Raw genomic sequence first — 19,044 nt, 5'->3', positions numbered from 1 at the left:
AGACACTGCTTTCCCAAAATTTACCGGCTGTATATTTTTTGTAAAGGTGAGAATTCAATGCACTTAACATTCTATTAATAAATTGTCATCCAATACAAATACATAATATTAAGTCTAACCATAATCACGCAAACGTTTTCAAAAATGATGTATTCTGAAATGAACCTGCTATTAACTAATTCAACATCTATAATTTAAATCTACTCATATGAAATTTAAAAATTACTTGTTACTACTATTCCTTCTGGTAATTAGTAGTAGTTGGGCGCAAACCCACACAATTTCCGGAACTGTATTGGATGATACAGGGATACCTCTACCCGGAGCCAACGTAATAATAAAGGGGACTACCACAGGAACTCTTACAGATTTTGATGGTAACTTCTCGATTGAGGCTTCTCAGGGAGAGACCCTGGTGATCTCTTATTTAGGTTATGAGTCACAGGAAGTAGAGGTTACAGATGCAAGCCGCATCGAAATTACTCTGACACCAGATACCGCCTCCCTTGAAGAAGTGGTGGTTGTAGGATATGGTACTCAGAAAAAAAGTGTGGTAACCGGTGCCATTTCCAGTGTAAATGCTTCAGATCTTGAGACGCTGCCAATCAACAGCGTGGGAGAAGCTTTACAGGGTCGAACTTCAGGATTAACGGTTGCTGCTTCGAGCGGACAACCCGGTTCCGGTGCTACTATAAGAGTCCGTGGAATTACCACTCTAAACAACAATGATCCTTTATGGATTGTGGATGGGGTGGTAGTCGACAATGGAGGAATTAATTACTTAAACCAGTCAGATATTGCTTCCATAGAAGTTTTAAAAGATGCAGCCTCCCAGGCAATCTATGGAGCAAGGGCAGCCAGCGGGGTTATTCTTGTTACTACCAAATCTGGTAAGGAAGGAAGAATGAGGATAAACTACAATACTTATGTAGGTTTTTCCGAACCGGCCGACAGGATAAATCTTACCAACGCTACAGAATATGCTGCTTTGCGTAATGAAGCCAGCGTAAATGATGGTGGAGCCGTTGTGTTTCCAAACCTCAGCGCTTTAGGACAGGGCACAGACTGGCAGGATGTAATCTTTAATGACTCCGCCTTTCGCCAGAATCATGAAGTTAGTCTTAGTGGAGGAAGTGATGTTTCGAGCTTCTATTTCTCCTTTGGATATCTTGAGGAAGAAGGTATAGTGGCTACAGATATCTCCAATTTTGAACGTACCAACCTTCGTTTGAACTCTACCCACAAGATCACTCCCTGGTTAACGTTTGGGGAAAATTTCGGATATTCAAGAAACAAAAGTGTGGGAATTGGAAATACCAATAGTGAATATGGTGGGCCATTAAGTTCAGCCACGAATCTTGATCCTCTTACACCCGTTGTAGTGACCGATCCTGCACGATTGTCACAATTTCCATACAACCAGGACCTGCCATTCCTTAGAGATGCCATGGGAAATCCTTACGGTATTTCACAACAGGTAGCGCAGGAGATCATTAACCCATTGGCCTACATCAAAACCCGACTGGGAAATTTCGGGTATAGTGATAATTTTGTAGGGAATACTTTCCTTGAGGCCGAACCTATAGAAGGGCTGGTGTTTCGCTCAAATCTTGGTGTTAAACTTTCCTATTGGGGTGACGAGACATTTACCCCCATCAATTACTTAAATGCTTCCTTCAGTACAGCACAGACTTCTTTTACCAGAAGTAATAACAACAAACTTGATTATAATATAGAAAACACAGTTTCCTATTCAGATCAAATTGGAGAGCACAATTTCACCATACTTTTAGGACAGGGTGCTTATAAGGAAAATGAAGCCAAAGGGTTAAATGTCACCAAATACGGAATTCCTGTTGACAACTTTGATGATGCTTCCTTGAATTTTGATGTGCCTGAAGATGACATAGTAGCAAATGGCTACGAAAACGTGCCACATAAAGTTTCCTCTCTTTTTGGAAGGATAAACTACAATTACGCAGAAAAATATCTCTTTAGTGGAATTATTCGAAGAGATGGTTCCTCTAGATTTGGGTCCAATAATAAGTACGGTATCTTCCCTTCAGCATCTGTAGGCTGGGTGATTTCCAGAGAAAATTTCTGGGGTATGGAAAACCCTGTTGGCTTCTTCAAGCTGCGGGGTAGTTATGGTATTGTGGGTAATGACAATGTTGGGGATCTTGCCTTTTTGTCAACCATTGGCTCCGGAAGAAATTATGCTTTTGGAGACCAACTTGGCAGCTACGATGTTGGATACAGTCCCGAAGCACCGGCCAACCCCGATCTTAAATGGGAAGAAACAAGCCAGTTAAACATCGGATTTGAATCGCGTTTCCTCAATGGTTTCTCGCTTGAAGTCGACTGGTACAGAAAGGAAACAACAGACATTTTACTTTATCCAAGAATTCCGGCATTTGCAGGGGTAATTGGTAACCCGGCCCGAAACGTTGGTAACATGGAAAACATGGGAGTTGAAGTGAATCCCGGCTACACAATGAACCGTGAGGATTACGGATTCTCTATTAATGCCAACGCCTCCTATTTACGCAATGAAGTGACTTATCTTGGTGACGGCCAGGAATATCTTGACGGCGGTGAAGCCTTCCAGTCAAGCACATTCCCCATTACCAGGACAGCGGTTGGGGAAGCAGTAAATTCCTTCTATGGTTTTAAAACTTTAGGAGTATTCCAGACCCAGGAAGAAATTAACAACTACACCAATGCGGAAGGGAATTTAATACAACCAAACGCTGTGCCGGGAGATTTCAAATGGCAGGATTCCGATGGAAGTGGTTCAATTGGTGAAGAAGACCGTGTTTTCATTGGAGATCCGACGCCGGACTGGTCTTATGGTATTACGGTGAACGCTTATTACAAAAACTTTGATTTTACAGTATTTGGACAGGGTGTAGCCGGAAACCAAATTTTCCAGGGGCTTCGCCGACTGGATATAGCCAATGCGAACTATCCCGCTAAAGCACTAGACAGATGGACAGGACCGGGTACTTCAAACAACCATCCAAGAATGACCAATAATGATCCTAACAACAATTACAGTAATCCTTCAGATTTCTATCTTGAAGATGGAGATTACTTCAGAATCAAAACTGCTCAAATAGGATACAGCCTTTCTGAAGAGGCCCTCTCTACAATCGGATTTCAAAAAGTGAGGATCTATGTAATGAGTGAGAACCTTTTCACTTTCACGCAGTATACCGGTTACGATCCCGAGATTGGAGGAGGCGTAATGAGTATAGACAGAGGTATTTATCCGCAGGCAAGATCTTTTATGCTTGGGGCATCCATTGGATTTTAATTGTATAAAATTATAAAAGGTACTATTATGAAAAGAGTAATAAAATATATAACAGTCGTTGTTTCAGCGGTTACTTTAACCGCGTGTAGTGACGATTTTTTAGAAGTTGAACCAAGGGGAGAAAGCCTGGAATCCAATTACTATCGTAATGCAGAGGAAGCCTACAATGGCGTGGTGGCAGCCTATGATCCCGTAGGATGGGTAGGCCAAAATTATGTTGCGAAGGAATTTGCGCTAAATGCAGCCTCCGATGATTTTTATGCAGGAGGTGGAAATTCCCAGGATGTACCGGCTGTTCAGGCCTGGTCCAGTTACACCTTAGAGCCTGCCACAGGGCCTCAGGAGGAATTATGGAGAAGAAGTTATTCAGGAATTTACAGGACCAATGTGCTGCTTTCCAAATTGCCCGATACAGATATGGACGAGCATTTAAAAAGCAGGTTTGAGGCTGAAATGAAATTCCTAAGAGCATACTATTATTTTGATTTAATAAGGTTATTTGAAAGGGTGCCTATGTTTACTGAACCGGTAGCAGTAAGTGATTTAGGCAATGCAGTACAGGTAGACCGTTCAGAAGTTTTTACCCTGATAGAGCAGGATCTTGTAGAGGCCGTTCCTAATTTACCCACCGAGGTAAATCTGGCAACTGAAGCCGGGCGGGCAACACAAGGTGCCGGCAAGGCTTTATTAGGAAAAGTTTATCTGCACCTGGAAAGGTTTGGAGAGGCTGCACAACAATTTCAGGATGTGAATGGCACCCCCGGTGGTACAAGTCAGTACGGGTACCGCCTTCTTGAAAATTATGGTGACCTGTTCGAAAATGAAAATCAGTTTAATGAGGAATCGATTTTTGAAGTTATCCATACTTCTGCATCAAACTGGGGCGACTGGAATTGTATTGGATGTACAGAAGGTAACCTGCTAAACCAAATGTCTGCGCCACGGGGTTATAATATTATTGAACAAGGTAAGGGTGCCCCTGATTTCATTGCAGGCTGGGGTTTCAACATTCCCACAGAAAAATTGGCAGATGCCTTTATTTACAGTGATGGCAGCTATGACAACCGTTATAAACACACCCTTAGTAATCTTGACAGTCTCGCACAGCAGGGAATAATATCTTATGAAAAAAGCTATCAGGATACAGGATATTTTCTGAAGAAATTTGCCGGAAAGCAGGAAGACCGTTCTACGGGTGGTGGTAACTTTGAACTTAACTGGCCTCAGAATTTCTACGACATTAGATTGGCCGATACCTACCTGCTAGAAGCAGAAGCGCTGGTAAGAGGCGGAGGTGATACCAACAGGGCGCAGGCATTATTAGATGCCGTACGAAGCCGTGTAGGAGAAGAATCTGTACCTGCAACTTTTTCGAATATCCTCAGGGAAAGAAGACTGGAACTTGCGGGTGAAGGACATCGCTGGTTTGACCTGCAAAGAGCCGGTTTGGCTGCCGAATATCTTCAGTTTAAAGGATATGTAAGTAAGAAACATGATAAGCTGCCAATCCCGCTGCAAGATTTAACTAACACACAACTAGAACAAGATCCCGCTTATCAATAAATGGAACTTTTTCAACAATAAATGAACAGTATGAAAAATATCTTTAAAATAATGATAGCCGTTTTTGTCAGTACTGCTGTAATAAGCTGTGACAAAGACGATGACAGCCTGGGAGTAGATCTTGAGGGAATGGCAACACCCACAAATCTTGGGGCTACTTTCCAGATCACCCAGGATAACACCGGCTTAGTGACCATTACTCCTACCGGGGAAGGTGCCACGCTGTATTCTGTGGATTTTGGTGACGGTTCGGGTTCCTCAGATGAAATGAGTGTGGGGGAGAATGTAACTCATGTATATGAGGAAGGTGAATACGACGTAGTGATCACCGGAACAAATCTGGCGGGAGAAACTGCTGAAGGCACTCAGCCGCTCACCGTTTCCTTCCGTGCTCCCGAAAATCTGGAGGTTTCCGTAAATAAAGATCCTCAGGATAATTATTCCATTTCTGTAAGTGCCGCTGCAGATTATGCAACGATGTTCAATGTGTATTTCGGCGATGTGGCAGAGGAAGAACCAACCCCATTAATGCCCGGTGAAACTGTAAATCACACTTATGAAACCATAGGAACGTATGACGTACGGGTCGTAGCTTTAAGTGGAGGAACCGCAACTACCGAAATTACTCAGGAAGTGGTAATTTCTGATCCTTTATTCCTGCCAATAGATTTCGAATCTGAAAAACTGGATTACAGTTTTGTCAATTTTGGCGGAGGAGAAGGCGACGGAGTACCTGTTATAGCCAATCCAGATCCTTCGGGTGTAAATACCACCGAAATGGTAGCTGCCTATACTAAACCGGCAGGTTCAGAAACATGGGCAGGAACTTCCATCGCACTTGACGAACCTATTGATTTTTCCACTACCCGTTACGTAAGTGTGGATGTATGGTCTCCAATAGCCGGTGCAGATGTGCTCTTTAAGGTAGAAAACCTTGAAAATCCAGATATAGCTGTAGAAGTCGCTGCAACCACTACGGTTAGCGAAGAATGGGAAACCCTGATCTTTGACCTCAGCGCAATAGATCCTGCTGTTGATTACGGAAAAGCAGTCTTGTTCTTCAATTTTAATATTCCGGGAACAGGAGAAACCTACTATTTTGACAATATCAAAACCACTCAGTTAGAATTCACCGAATTGCCTCTAACTTTCGAGTCCGAAAATCTTACGTACACCTGGAGTGGCTTTGGAGGCGCCGAGGGAGGAGTGGTAGCAAACCCTGATCCTTCCGGAATTAATCCAAGTGCCCACGTAACCGAATTTAAAAAGGCTGGTGGTGCAGAAACCTGGGCCGGAATTTCCCTTGATTTAGATCAACCACTTGATTTTTCTAACGGTACCACGGTAAAGATGAAAGTCTGGTCTCCGGAAGCAGGGGTGCCTGTTCTTCTAAAATTGGAGAATTCAGCATCCGTTCCTGAGGGAGGTGGTAACCCTACCGTTTTTGTAGAGGTGATCCAGAACACCAGCACTTCGGGAGAATGGGAGGAATTAAGCTTTGACCTCAGCAGTTTTGAAGCATTTGATCCTTCCGTGGATTACGACAGAATTATTCTGTTCTATGACTTCGGAAATTCAGGAGAGGGAACTACTTCTTATTATGATGACATCAAGATTGGAGATACAAATTATATTTCCTTGTTCAGCGACCTTGCTGAAGATATAGTGGTAGATTCCTGGAGAACAGACTGGTCAGTTTCAGATTATGAAGAAGTAACCTTTGATGGCCGATTGACAAAACGTTACTACAACCTAAGTTATGTGGGAATAGAAACTATCGCCAATCCTGTTGATGCTTCAGAAATGACCTATTTCCATACAGATATTTACACCGATAATGCAACTTCTTTCAAAGTGAAACTGGTTGACCTGGGACCCAACGGCGTTTATGGTGGCGGTGATGATACCGAACATGAAGTTACCATCGAAAATCCAGCTCAAAATGAATGGGTAAGTGTAGAGATACCTCTTTCTCGATTTGAAAATCTTGCTGAAAGAGCGCATATAGGGCAGCTCATCTATTCCGCTGTACCTTCGGGAGCAGCAAATGTGTATGTCACGAACGTATATTTTCATAATTAAAAAGCAAACACATGAAAAGCACAATAAACCTTAAAAATATATTTCTTCTCCTTCTTCTAAGTACACTTGGAGTGAGTTGCGTTGAGGAAGAGTACGACCTGGGAGAAATTACTTCTCCGTCAAATTTAAATGTCAATGCACAGGTTGTAGGACAGAGTGAAGAGATGCCGTATGGAGACGGCAGCGGAACTGTAAATTTTTCAGTAACTGCAGATAATGCAATGACGTATAAATTTATTTATGGCGAGGGCGTCGAAGAAGTCTCCTACGATGGAAACAGTACCCACTCCTTTAATAAAAATGGAGTGAATGATTATGTCGTTACGGTTATTGCCTATGGCACCGCGGGTGCTTCTGCCAACACTACAGCAGAAGTGACCGTTTTTAGTGACTTCAGTGATCCTGAAACGGAGTTACTGTTAACCGGCGGAAGTACAAAAACCTGGTATGTGGCAGTTTCACAACCTGCTCATTTAGGAGTGGGACCTGCTACGGGTGATAATATGGACAATCCTTCCTACTACGCCGCGGTGCCTTTTGAAAAAGCCGGAGAAGAGATAAGTTCCTGCCTGTACACAGATGAACTTACATTTAGTATGAATGGTGAAAATATTGTTTACAACTATAACAATAATGGACAAACCTTCTTCAATGCATCCTATGCTCCAGATTTTGGAGGGACAGGTGCAGAAGATGAGTGCCTGGACTATGACAGTGAAGGAACCATCAACGTTTCTTTATCTCCATCCACTTCGGGCTTAACCGGTGGACAAACAACCGGTACTGCCATAAACTTTGCCGAGGATGGTTTTATGAGCTACTACATTGGCGCCAGCACTTATGAAATTCTATCTATTGATGAAAGCAGCATGCACGTGAGAGCGGTAATGGGTAATGACCCGGCCCTTGCATGGTACCTGAAATTTACAACCTCACAGGAAGAGGAGGAAGAACCGGCTCCATTTGAAACCGAATACGACGAGCTGGTTTGGGATCAGGAATTTGAAGAACCACTGGACACTGATCTGTGGAATTTTGAGACCGGTAACGGTGAAAACGGATGGGGAAATCAGGAAAAACAGTATTACACTACAGAGAATGCTGAAGTTGTTGACGGAAACCTTGTGATTACTGCCAAAGCCGAAGAAACCAGTGGATTTGATTATTCTTCTTCCCGGATCACTACTGAAGATAATTACGAATTCATGTACGGACGGGTAGAAGCACGGGCAAAACTTCCTGAAGGCGCAGGAACCTGGCCTGCAATTTGGATGCTGGGCTCCAACTATGCCGAAGTGGGCTGGCCCGATAGTGGTGAAATAGACATCATGGAACATGTAGGAAATGACCAGAACACTATCCACGGAACCCTTCATTATCCCGGAAGATCTGGCGGTAATGCAGATGGTGGCACGATTGAAATTGAAAATGCCAGCAGCGAATTCCATATTTACACCATGGAATGGTCTCCCGAAAGGATTGTTTTTCTTGTAGACGGTGAAGTTTACCATACCTACACAAACAATCCCAATTCTCCATACCATCAGGATTTCTTCCTGATCTTAAATGTCGCCATGGGCGGTAATTTTGGAGGAGCAATAGATGCCGCGTTTGAAGAATCGTCCATGGAGATTGATTATTTACGAGTTTACCAATAGCCCCCCTTTATATTAGCCAACATGAGGCTGTTTTAAGGTATTTGTACGTCAACCTGTCCCAAAGCATCGGGAGAATTCAGGAGCTAAGGAAAATTGAAAATCAGTAGTGTAAGATTCTGAAATAAATTCAGAATGACGGAGTAAAAGCTTTTTAACAGCCTCATTTTAATTGATGAAAAAATGAAAAAATACAGCCCCTTCCTCGTGTTTCTCTTCGGAAGCTTTTTAGCACAGGCACAAAATCCGGAAATTCCAAGTTCTGTTGAAAATGTGGAAACAAAAGTCGATTCGGTTTTAAACCTGATGACACTGGAAGAAAAAATAGGACAATTAGTGCAGTACAATGGCAGCTGGGACCTTACCGGTCCTGCCTCCGATATGGACAACAAACAGAAAGAGGAAAACCTTAAAAGAGGCATGGTAGGCTCCATGCTCAACGTACTTTCTGTAGAAGCTACTACCGAAGCCCAGAAGCTGGTCATGGAAAATTCCAGACTCAAAATTCCGCTAATATTTGGATATGATGTGATCCACGGGTATAAAACAATGTTTCCGGTGCCAATTGGGGAGACTGCCAGCTGGGACCTTGAAGCCATGGAAGAATCAGCGCGAATCGCCGCTTTAGAATCTGCAGCACATGGCGTGAACTGGACCTTTGCCCCCATGATCGATATTTCCAGAGATGCCCGCTGGGGACGTATCATGGAAGGATCGGGAGAAGATCCTTTCCTAACTTCGAAGGTCGCCGTAGCCAAAATAAAAGGCTATCAGGGGAATGACCTGGCCAGTCCTACTACCATAGCAGCCACTGCAAAACATTTTGCTGGCTATGGTTTTGCTGAAGCAGGGCGTGATTACAATACCATACACGTAGGAGAAAATGAACTTCACAATACGATTTTGCCCCCCTTTAAAGCGGCCGCAGATGCGGGAGTTGCCACCTTCATGAATTCGTTCAATGATATTGACGGTACTCCCGCAACCGGCCATAAAATTCTACAGAGGGATATCCTTAAAGGAGACTGGAACTGGAACGGGTTCATTGTATCTGACTGGGGTTCCATTATCGAAATGGTAGACCACGGATTTGCCCGTGATAAAAAACACGCTGCCGAAATCGCTCTAAATGCAGGAAGCGACATGGATATGGAAGGTGGCGCTTATGAAGCCAGTCTTTTAGAACTCGTGGAAGAAGGAAAAGTTTCTGAAGAAAAGATCAATGATGCCGTAAAACGTGTGCTTAGGGTAAAGTTTAAATTAGGACTTTTTGAAGATCCTTATAAATATTCAAATCCGGATTTATTAGCACAAATCCCATTTCAGGAGCACCAAGAAACAGCAAGGGATATTGCACGTAAATCTATTGTACTTCTAAAGAACGAAAATAACATTTTACCAATAAAATCTTCGGTTAAAAATATTGCCGTGATAGGACCTTTGGCAGATGACAAAGATACTCCAATAGGCAACTGGAGAGCACAGGGAGAAGCAAATTCAGCTGTTTCGCTGCTTGAAGGAATTAAAAATACGGTAGGCAGCGGTGTAAAAGTTACCCATGCAAAAGGTGCCGCCCTGGGAATGGGAGAAAGAAGTTTCCTGGCGCCTCTGGAAATCAATACTACCGACAGATCGGGTTTTGCAGATGCTGTTAAAAAAGCCGGAAATGCAGATCTTGTAATCATGGCGCTTGGCGAGGATGCTTTTCAGTCGGGAGAAGGAAGAAGTCAGGTGAATATAGGCCTGGCAGGGCTTCAGCAGGAATTACTTGAAGAGATTTATGCGGTTAACAAGAACATTGTGCTGGTACTACAAAACGGAAGACCGCTGGAAATTTCCTGGGCTGCAGAAAATATTCCCGGCATCGTGGAAGCATGGCAACTGGGTTCTGAAAGCGGGAACGCCATCGCCGATGTACTTTTCGGAAAATACAATCCTTCAGGAAAACTTCCGGTATCATTTCCACGTGCGGTTGGTCAGGAGCCGCTTTATTACAATCAGAAGAACACCGGAAGGCCTTTTAGCCCCAATTCCGTTACTTATTCTGCTTATACCGATGAGAAAAAAGATGCATTGTACCCCTTCGGATTTGGATTAAGCTATACCGATTTTGAATATGGTGACCTGCAGCTTTCCTCCAGTAAAATGACTCCTGATGCAAGTATTAAAGTTAGTTTTCAGTTAACAAATTCCGGAGATGTTGAGGGGAAAGAGGTCGTTCAGCTTTATTTACGGGATCTGGTTGCCAGCACTACCCGTCCGGTGAAAGAGCTTAAAGGATTCCAGCTAATTACTCTTGCCCCGGGAGAAACTAAAAAAGTTACTTTTGAAATTTCAGAAGAAATGCTTCAGTTCTATAATGCTGAAAGAAAATGGGATTCCGAAGCAGGAGAATTTCATGTGTTGATTGGCGGAAACTCCAGAGACCTGAAAAAGTCCTCTTTCACTTTAAATAAGTAACGTATGAAAAGTTTGAAAAATGTTGTTCTTAGTGGCTCATTTATTATGTTACTTTTTCCGGCAGTTACTGCGCAAGTCATCTTTGAAGAAAATTTTGACGGAGAGCAACTGAATAGGGACCACTGGAGCTATGAGGAAGGCGACGGCTGCCCCCATCTTTGTGGCTGGGGAAACAATGAACGCCAAATCTACAACCGTGATTATCTAAAAGTGGAGGACGGGAACCTGGTGATCACAGCCGTAAAAGAAGGAGATCAATATTTTTCGGGAAAGGTGAATTCCAAAGACAAAGTGGAATTCCAGTACGGGGAGATAGAAGTACGGGCAAAACTTCCTGAAGGTCACGGTATCTGGCCGGCAATCTGGATGCTTGGGCATGATATTAATGAGGTGGGCTGGCCTGCTTCGGGCGAGATCGATATCATGGAATATGTGGGCCGGGAGCCAAATACACTTTACACGACACTGCATTATCCCGCACACCACGGGGAGAATGCGAGTTCAAAAAAGACCTATATTGAAGATATCGAGGAAGGTTATCATACGTACAAGACCATTTGGAATGAGAAAAATATTAAGTATTACATGGACGGGGAACTGGTTTATACGTTTGTGCCGGAAAAGTATGATGAAGAATACTACCCATTTAGAAAACCCTTTTATTTTCTTTTAAATATGGCGGTAGGCGGAAATTTTGGTGGTCCCGAGGTGGATGATTCCATTTTTCCTGTGAAATTCTACATTGATTACATTAAAGTGACCGCACTGGAAGAGTAACAATTGGGACAGAAACCACGCCTAAAGATGGCCGTGGAATCTTAAAAGTTTGGAAAACAGCGATAATTATTATCTTTATCGCTAAATTCACAGCAAAAATTTTTCCATATGAAAAAGACACTTCTTATTAACAAAATGATATTGGGAGCTGCGGTGGTAACCTTAGGTTTATTTTCTTCCTGCAAGGATGAAGAGAAAACAGAAACCACTACTCCTGCAAACACTGTAAATACAACTAACAACACTTCGGAAGGATCTGAAGCACAGCAAACTGCGCAGCTGAATCCGGAACACGGACTCCCGGGACACAGATGTGATCTCCCCGTAGGAGCACCTCTAAGTTCTTCTCCGAACACTACGAATACAACACCCGCACCAACTCCGGCTTCCAATGTGTCCCCGGTAAGAATTGACCAAACACCAAAAGTGAATCCGCCGCATGGAGAACCTGGTCACGATTGTGCAGTTCCGGTTGGTGCAGAATTGAAACAGCAATAATTCTTTTTCTTCAGAAAAAATACAGGAGGCTGTCTAAAAAGCTTTAAAGGTCATCCAGATTTTATTTTCAGAATCTTTTTGTGCTGATTTCCAGAACTGATCAGAACCTGAAACAAATTCAGCTGGATGTTAAAAATGCTTTGTTAGACAGCCTTTTTATTACCTCTCCCCCCCTTTTTCTCCGTTGGGATCACAACTCTTAATCGCTGACTAATTATTTTTCATTATTTCCAAAAAGCTGTATTTTACTATAAAACTGCAGGAATGGAAGAAGAAGCACTGGAATTCGCACGAAAAGCACATGGAGATCAACAGCGTAAGTACAATGAAGAGTTGTACATAGAGCACCTTAAAAGGGTGGCTGAAATTGTGAAAACTGTTCCCCATACTACCGAAATGATCTGTGCAGCATATTTGCATGATGTGGTGGAAGATACCCCGGTTTCACTTCAGGATATCCAGCGAAAATTTGGAGGCAAAATAGCCAAACTGGTAGAAGAGTTAACCGATGAATACATAAAAGAAAATTACCAGCATTTAAACCGCAAAGCCCGCAAAAAGAAAGAAGTGGAACGCCTGGAGAAGATTAGTGCAGAAGCCAAAACCATTAAACTCGCAGATGTGATTGACAATACCAGAGATATTTTGGTCAATGACAGAAATTTTGCACGAAAATATATTCCGGAAATGGAGGCTTTAACCGAAGCCCTGCAGGGAGGAAATTTCAAGCTCCTCATGAGAGCCTGCTACGAAGTACAGCGCGGCAATTTAGAACTGAACCTGGAGCGGCAAAAAGTGTGATTTACAGATAAAAAAGAGGCTGCCTGAAAAGCCTGCTTTACGTCCACCTGAACTTGTTCCAGAATGACGTTTTAATGCTTTTCAAACAGCCTCTTAGTACTTATAGAAAACTAATCCAAACCACCTTTACGGGTCGGAGGCTGTGGCGTAGGCCATTGCTGAGGTTCTCCCGTTCTAGGATGATTTTTCAGTTTTATTTGTTCACGGGATGTTCTTTCCGGATCTTCACTTGCCATATAAGTCAACACGGCGGTAAGGATCACGTTGTTACGAACATCGTCAAAAACGATCTTATCATACGTGTCTCTGTTGGTGTGCCAGGTGTAGTTCCAGTAAGACCAGTTAAGGGCACTAAGATTAAAGGCCGGTGCTCCTGCAGCAACGAAAGATGCATAATCTGATCCTCCACGGCCTGGACTTCCGGGGAAATTGGTTTCAATATGATCTGCAACGGTATCGGGAACTTTTTCTAGCCAGTCTCCCAGATAATCGTACGCATGTAAAAATCCGTTTCCGGAGATGTTTACCACTCTTCCGGTTCCGTTATCCTGATTAAACACTGCCTGTACGTTCGCAACGATCTCAGGATGGTCTTCCACAAAAGCACGGGATCCATTTAGCCCCTGCTCTTCACTTCCCCAAAGTCCCACAATGATGGTTCTTTTTGGGTTTGGATATACTTCTTTCAGGATACGCGCAGCTTCCATCATCACGATTGTTCCGGTTCCGTTATCGGTGGCACCGGTGGCACCATCCCAGGAATCGAAATGAGCAGAAAGAATAATATATTCTTCAGGTTTTTCTGTTCCTTTTATTTCTGCAATGGTATTAAAAGTAGGCACTTTCCCCAGTTCTCTCGATTGTGCCTCTACTTTAATTTGCGGCTTGTTTCCACTTTCGACAAGCCTGTACAACATTCCGTAGTCTTCTAGTGAAAGGTCGAGCGTTGGTACTTTTTTGCTGTAGGCACCAAAGATCTTATTGGCTCCAAATCCACGGGACCAGTAAGAGCTTATGATTCCGGCTGCACCGGCATTTTCAAGCGCTTCAGGTAAGGTTCTGGAGGTATATCCCATCTTTCTGAATTTTTCACGCCATGCCTCTTCCTGTTCCTGTCGCTCCTTTTTCATTTTTTCAAAAGAGGCTTCTGTAGCAAATTCCTCCCAGTTATAATCGGGACGACCGGTAGGTTGGTTCATCGAGATCATTACAAATTTTCCGTTCACCTTAGGAAGCCATTTTTGAAAAGACAAAGAATCTGTCACTTCCGGAAGTGTGATAACTTCGGCAGTAACCGGTTTCTTTCCGGTAGAAGGGCTCCAGGCCAGCTGCCGGCCCTCCAGTGACTGTATTCTTGGATGTACCATATCGATATGGGTGATCCCTCTTTCCCAGCCACGCCATTCTCCCCACTTTTGTTTTTCCGCAGAAATCCCCCAGCTTTCAAACTTATCAACCGCCCAGTTATGAGCGTTGTTCATTTGTGGTGTTCCAACCAACCGCGGTCCCACCACATCCAGAAGTTCATGAGCGAGATGCTCCAGTTGAGAATTTTCTTCGGCCTCATTAACAATGCTGTTAATTACCTGATCCTCCTGTGCAAACACTAAATTGCCGGTCATCAGGAAGCAGAAAAGCCATAATTTGAACTGATTTTTCATAAAAATGTTTTGATTTATTGAAGTTGTTAGCCAAATATATCAATAAATCATCGTTCAGAAACTAAAGTTATTTCACCTCAACACCCTTAATTCCTGACTAATTTTCAGGTATAAGACGGAATGGCGGATTTCACACAATATCAAAAAATATGTAACTTGCTGTTATGCGGTTATTTATCATTCAAATAAAATTATTGGTATATTAAAACACACTTGAGGAGCCGTCTGTACGGTCTTTGTACATATATTCAAAATTAAATCTTAAATTTTCATTTTTCTGAAGAGATTCAGGAGAATTGAAGATTTTAACCGGTAAAATGAAACAAATGAAAGTATTAGTTATTGGAGCAGGAAACATGGGTCTCACTTACGCAGAAGGAATGGCTTCTTCTGCCTTATTAAATAGGAAAAAACTGAAAATCTTTGATGTCTCCCCTGAAAAAATAATTTCATTAAAAGAAATGTCTCTTTTCAACGTCTATGAAAAACTGGAGGATTGTCTTCCCAAGGCCGATGTGGTTTTTATTGCAGTAAAACCATACCATAGCGAAGAATTGTTTGAGCAAATGAAACCCATGGTCAATAATGACCAGATCTTTGTCTCACTTATGGCCGGGGTGACCATTGAAACCATACAGGAAAGCCTTGGAATAAAAAAAGTAGTAAGAACCATGCCTAACTTACCTGCACAGGTAGGAAAAGGAGTGACTTCTTATACTGAATCCAAGGAGGTATCTCGGGTGGAATTACTTATGATAAGAAACTTGCTCGACACCACCGGCGAATCCATCAGGGTTAAAAACCAGAATTTCATTGATGCTTCTACAGGAATTTCGGGAAGCGGACCTGCATATGTATTCTATTTTATGAACTCCATGCTGGAAGCAGCTCTCAAAATGGGCTTTTCAGAAAACGATTCAAAGGTTCTTGTTAGTCAGACCTTTGAAGGCGCGGTAGAATTGTTCAATAAAAACGATCTTTCTCCTACCCTTTGGATGGACAGGGTGGCTTCAAAAGGAGGTACAACCCGTGCAGCTCTTGATTCCATGGATGATAATAATGTGAAGGAATTGATCAAGGAAGCAGCCTATGCAGCATTTAACCGTGCAGTGGAACTGGGAGAAGAGGATTGATTATTTCTGAAAATCATATAAACCGGCTTTGCTTAAATCAATGCCGGTTTTTTTATGCGGAATAAACTTTGTGCATATTTTATTTTAAAATTCAACAGAAGAACCCATTTCCGAAGATTGTTCTTCCAATCCCATCCTTCTATATGATTTATGTGATATTTTTGCCACCTGAAGGAATCAGACATTTCCGTAATTTCTCTTTTGATCTTACTGTAGCCTGAAAAATAATTTTTTAACGGAATGAATTCATTGCAACAACCCACACGCCTTTTTGACTGCTTAACTTACCGACTGAAAAACTCTCCTGCACCCGATTTTCTGGCTGCCAAAGAAAACGGTGTCTGGAGAAAATATAGTACCAGTGAGGTTCGGGAAAAAGTAGATGGTCTGAGCGCGGGCTTGCTGAAAAAAGGATTTTCCGGAGGGGATGGCTCTATTGAAGGCAGAGACAAAATAGGCATTATAAGTGCGAACTGTCCCGAATGGATCATGGCCGATATGGCCATTCAGCAGACGGGAGCAGTTTCTGTTCCGGTGTATCCGAATATTACAAATAAAGAACTTCAGTTCATCCTTAGTGATGCTAATGTGAAAATGATCTTTGTAGGGGATGAATCCCTTTTCACCAAAGTTTCAGAAATAAAAAAAAATTTACCCGCTCTGGAAGCGGTGTATTCTTTCAAAGAAATAGCAGGAGTTTCACCCTGGACCGAATTACTGGAAGAATTAAACCCTGAAAAAGAGCAACAGATCAACGATCACCGGGATGCTGTTAATGAAACCGACCTGGTGACCATTCTCTATACCTCCGGAACAACCGGAACTCCTAAAGGTGTGATGCTTTCCCACAAAAATATCCTGAGTAATTCTTTTGGAGCGGCAGAAGTAATTGCAGATGTAAAAGTGCAGGGAGAAAGAGCCCTTAGTTTCCTGCCCCTCAATCATGCTTTTGAGCGAATGGCCACCTATTGCCTGCTGTACAGCGGCGCTTCTATTTATTATGCAGAGAGCATGGATAAACTGGCCGAAAACCTGGGAGAGGTAAAACCGAAAATTTTCACGACTGTACCACGACTTCTTGAAAAGGTGTACGAAGGCATTTTAGCGAAAGGAAATGAACTGACAGGGGTAAAGAAAAAGCTGTTTTTCTGGGCTCTTGGTCTTGCCGAAAGGTTCAAAATTGATAAGCCTTTAAGCATGAGTTACAAAATTCAGCTTAAAATAGCAGATAAATTAATTTTCATTAAATGGCGGGATGCACTGGGTGGAGAAATAAAATCCATTATCACAGGAGCTGCAGCCTGCCAGGTAAGACTATTAAGGATCTTTACTGCTGCCGGAATTGTGATTCAGGAAGGTTATGGTTTAACGGAAGCAGCTCCCATTATCAGCGGAAATTACTATGACAAAAAAGACCGGAAATTTGGAACGGTAGGGCCACCAATGAATAATGTAGCGGTGAAAATAGCTGAGGACGGTGAAGTTCTCTGCAAAGGACCGAACGTGATGCTGGGTTACTATAAACGACCGGATCTCACGAAGGAAGTCATGATTGACGGCTGGCTGCGCACAGGCGATATCGGAACTTTTGTAGACGAAAAATTCCTGAAGATCACCGACCGTAAAAAGGAATTACTTAAAACCAGCGGCGGAAAGTTTGTAGCACCACAGCCCATAGAAAACAAAATGTCTGAAAGCCCTTGGATCGAGCAGATCATGGTGGTGGGGGAAATGCAGAAGTTTGTGAGCGCTCTCATTGTTCCCGCTTTCCAGGCATTCAAAAAATGGTATGCAGAACAGGAAAAACCCTATCCCGGAGATGATGCGATTTTAAAGGACAATGAAGCACGAAGATTAATCAAGGAATCTGTAACGGAATACAACCGGGAATTTAATCCGGTAGAACAGATCAAGGAATTCCGGTTACTGCCACAGGAGTGGACGATAGAAGGAGGAGAATTAACCCCCACCCTCAAACTAAAACGGAAGAAGATTGGGGAAAAATATCAGGAGTATATCAGTTCTATTTATAGCTAAGCCTGCAACTGGTATTTTCATCTTTCCCATACAATCCTAAAAGCATGAAATTTTACGGATTTATGGAAGAGAGACAGAAAGTTCATACCTTAAAAAAAAATCAGCCCCTTCACAAGGGAAGAGGCCGATGGAATTTCAATTTACCCTACTAATTAAAATTGAAATGCATACTGAATTTTAAGGCCGAAAGCCAGTGTTTTTACTTCATCCACATAATGATTGAAGGATTTGTTGTTTATTGATGAAAGCATGCTGCCATTCATAAGATCTACGGGATCTTCAGAATTGTAGGCAATAAGATTTCCCTGATTTTCTTCAGGTTTTATATCCTTTAAACCATAATCCAAAAATAGACCCATATAAAATGCACGGTCATTCTCCAGCATAAATTTAACTCCTGCTTCCATGTTTAACACCAGGTTGGTAACAAGTCCAAGTTCCAATCTTGAAGCATTCATTGGACCAAAATTTCCGAAACCGGAAAATCCTGGAGCGCTTAGTTCTACATCATACTGCTCATAATAACCGCTGGTGGTTAATGAAGAAGCGCTTGCTTCATATTCTGATTGAATTTCAAAGCCCAATTTAGCACCGGCTGCAGCATAAAAGCGGGTAATATTGCCGGTTTCGTACTGAATTTTTAAAGGCACATTTAAGTAATATGCATATTGATTTTCCCGGAAATCCTTTAACTGGTACCGGAACTCAAATTCTTCTCCCTCCATATCAAGCGTAGAATAAACATCTTCTACAGAGGAAAGATAAGCCGAACCCTCGAAATATTGCAGTTCTGCCCCTGTACCAATACTCCAGTTTTCAGAAAGGTAGTAGGAGTATCCCGCTCCAAAACCAAATCCGTTTTCCATATCGCTGTTCTCCTGAAAGACTTCATAATCAAGTTTTGAGAACGATCCTTGCATGTAAAGAGAAATTTCATTTTTGGTTTGGCCGTGAGAACTGCCAATGATACCGCAAACCAGCATGAGCAATAAAATCTGCCAACCGGGTTTAAGCTGGGAACTATTTCTATTATATATTTTCATTTTTTTGTTTGATAAATT

General features: G+C 42.5%; 12 protein-coding genes. 10 read left to right on the top strand and 2 right to left on the bottom strand.

The window, feature by feature from the left end:
• Positions 1–208 precede the first annotated feature (208 nt).
• The 8 genes from IE056_RS14655 (at position 209) to IE056_RS14620 (ending at position 13,152) form a co-directional block, all read left to right on the top strand.
• Positions 209–3,316 (top strand): SusC/RagA family TonB-linked outer membrane protein, encoded by a 3,108-nt coding sequence (locus IE056_RS14655; RefSeq protein WP_189605473.1) that lies wholly within the window; start codon positions 209–211, stop codon positions 3,314–3,316.
• Between the two features lie 27 nt (positions 3,317–3,343).
• Positions 3,344–4,879, top strand: a complete 1,536-nt coding sequence (locus tag IE056_RS14650) for a RagB/SusD family nutrient uptake outer membrane protein (RefSeq protein WP_189605472.1) — start codon at positions 3,344–3,346, stop codon at positions 4,877–4,879.
• Between the two features lie 30 nt (positions 4,880–4,909).
• Complete coding sequence (locus IE056_RS14645) at positions 4,910–6,961, top strand: hypothetical protein (RefSeq protein WP_189605471.1); 2,052 nt, start codon at positions 4,910–4,912, stop codon at positions 6,959–6,961.
• Positions 6,962–6,972: 11 nt separating this feature from the next.
• A complete protein-coding gene (locus tag IE056_RS14640) occupies positions 6,973–8,619 on the top strand; it encodes a family 16 glycosylhydrolase (RefSeq protein WP_189605470.1) in 1,647 nt (548 codons plus the stop codon).
• Positions 8,620–8,799: 180 nt separating this feature from the next.
• Positions 8,800–11,076 (top strand): beta-glucosidase BglX, encoded by a 2,277-nt coding sequence (gene bglX / locus IE056_RS14635; RefSeq protein ID WP_189605469.1) that lies wholly within the window; start codon positions 8,800–8,802, stop codon positions 11,074–11,076.
• Positions 11,077–11,079: 3 nt separating this feature from the next.
• Positions 11,080–11,853 (top strand): glycoside hydrolase family 16 protein, encoded by a 774-nt coding sequence (locus IE056_RS14630; protein WP_189605468.1) that lies wholly within the window; start codon positions 11,080–11,082, stop codon positions 11,851–11,853.
• A 108-nt stretch (positions 11,854–11,961) separates the two neighbouring features.
• The gene (locus IE056_RS14625) at positions 11,962–12,351 is read left to right on the top strand and encodes a hypothetical protein (protein ID WP_189605467.1); all 390 of its coding nucleotides are present in this window, start codon (positions 11,962–11,964) and stop codon (positions 12,349–12,351) included.
• Positions 12,352–12,615: 264 nt separating this feature from the next.
• A complete protein-coding gene (locus IE056_RS14620; RefSeq protein ID WP_189605466.1) occupies positions 12,616–13,152 on the top strand; it encodes an HD domain-containing protein in 537 nt (178 codons plus the stop codon).
• Between the two features lie 110 nt (positions 13,153–13,262).
• Here the strand turns inward: IE056_RS14620 and IE056_RS14615 are convergent, their stop codons facing one another.
• Complete coding sequence (locus tag IE056_RS14615) at positions 13,263–14,813, bottom strand: M20/M25/M40 family metallo-hydrolase (protein ID WP_189605465.1); 1,551 nt, start codon at positions 14,811–14,813, stop codon at positions 13,263–13,265.
• A gap of 317 nt (positions 14,814–15,130) precedes the next feature.
• Between IE056_RS14615 and proC the strand changes: the two genes are divergently transcribed.
• Positions 15,131–15,946, top strand: coding sequence for a pyrroline-5-carboxylate reductase (proC, locus tag IE056_RS14610; protein WP_189605464.1), 816 nt, complete (start codon positions 15,131–15,133; stop codon positions 15,944–15,946).
• Between the two features lie 240 nt (positions 15,947–16,186).
• Positions 16,187–17,983, top strand: a complete 1,797-nt coding sequence (locus IE056_RS14605; RefSeq protein WP_189605463.1) for an AMP-dependent synthetase/ligase — start codon at positions 16,187–16,189, stop codon at positions 17,981–17,983.
• 152 nt (positions 17,984–18,135) lie between these two features.
• On the opposite strand, the gene IE056_RS14600 is transcribed toward IE056_RS14605, so the two are convergent.
• Positions 18,136–19,026 (bottom strand): hypothetical protein, encoded by an 891-nt coding sequence (locus IE056_RS14600; protein ID WP_189605462.1) that lies wholly within the window; start codon positions 19,024–19,026, stop codon positions 18,136–18,138.
• Between the last annotated feature and the right edge of the window lie 18 nt (positions 19,027–19,044).

The sequence above is a fragment of the Salinimicrobium marinum genome, from assembly GCF_014651535.1.
GTDB lineage: Bacteria > Bacteroidota > Bacteroidia > Flavobacteriales > Flavobacteriaceae > Salinimicrobium > Salinimicrobium marinum.
Note: the sequence above shows the minus strand (reverse complement) of the source record. Positions and strands in the feature narration are given on the sequence as shown.

Excerpts from the sequence above, each read along its gene's own strand:
- IE056_RS14615 (WP_189605465.1), bottom strand. The coding sequence starts at position 14,813 with ATGAAAAATCAGTTCAAATTATGGCTTTTCTGCTTCCTGATGACCGGC.
- IE056_RS14655 (WP_189605473.1), top strand. The coding sequence starts at position 209 with ATGAAATTTAAAAATTACTTGTTACTACTATTCCTTCTGGTAATTAGT.
- IE056_RS14600 (WP_189605462.1), bottom strand. The coding sequence starts at position 19,026 with ATGAAAATATATAATAGAAATAGTTCCCAGCTTAAACCCGGTTGGCAG.
- IE056_RS14620 (WP_189605466.1), top strand. The coding sequence starts at position 12,616 with ATGGAAGAAGAAGCACTGGAATTCGCACGAAAAGCACATGGAGATCAA.
- bglX (WP_189605469.1), top strand. The coding sequence starts at position 8,800 with ATGAAAAAATACAGCCCCTTCCTCGTGTTTCTCTTCGGAAGCTTTTTA.
- IE056_RS14640 (WP_189605470.1), top strand. The coding sequence starts at position 6,973 with ATGAAAAGCACAATAAACCTTAAAAATATATTTCTTCTCCTTCTTCTA.
- IE056_RS14650 (WP_189605472.1), top strand. The coding sequence starts at position 3,344 with ATGAAAAGAGTAATAAAATATATAACAGTCGTTGTTTCAGCGGTTACT.
- IE056_RS14630 (WP_189605468.1), top strand. The coding sequence starts at position 11,080 with ATGAAAAGTTTGAAAAATGTTGTTCTTAGTGGCTCATTTATTATGTTA.
- IE056_RS14605 (WP_189605463.1), top strand. The coding sequence starts at position 16,187 with ATGAATTCATTGCAACAACCCACACGCCTTTTTGACTGCTTAACTTAC.
- proC (WP_189605464.1), top strand. The coding sequence starts at position 15,131 with ATGAAACAAATGAAAGTATTAGTTATTGGAGCAGGAAACATGGGTCTC.
- IE056_RS14645 (WP_189605471.1), top strand. The coding sequence starts at position 4,910 with ATGAAAAATATCTTTAAAATAATGATAGCCGTTTTTGTCAGTACTGCT.
- IE056_RS14625 (WP_189605467.1), top strand. The coding sequence starts at position 11,962 with ATGAAAAAGACACTTCTTATTAACAAAATGATATTGGGAGCTGCGGTG.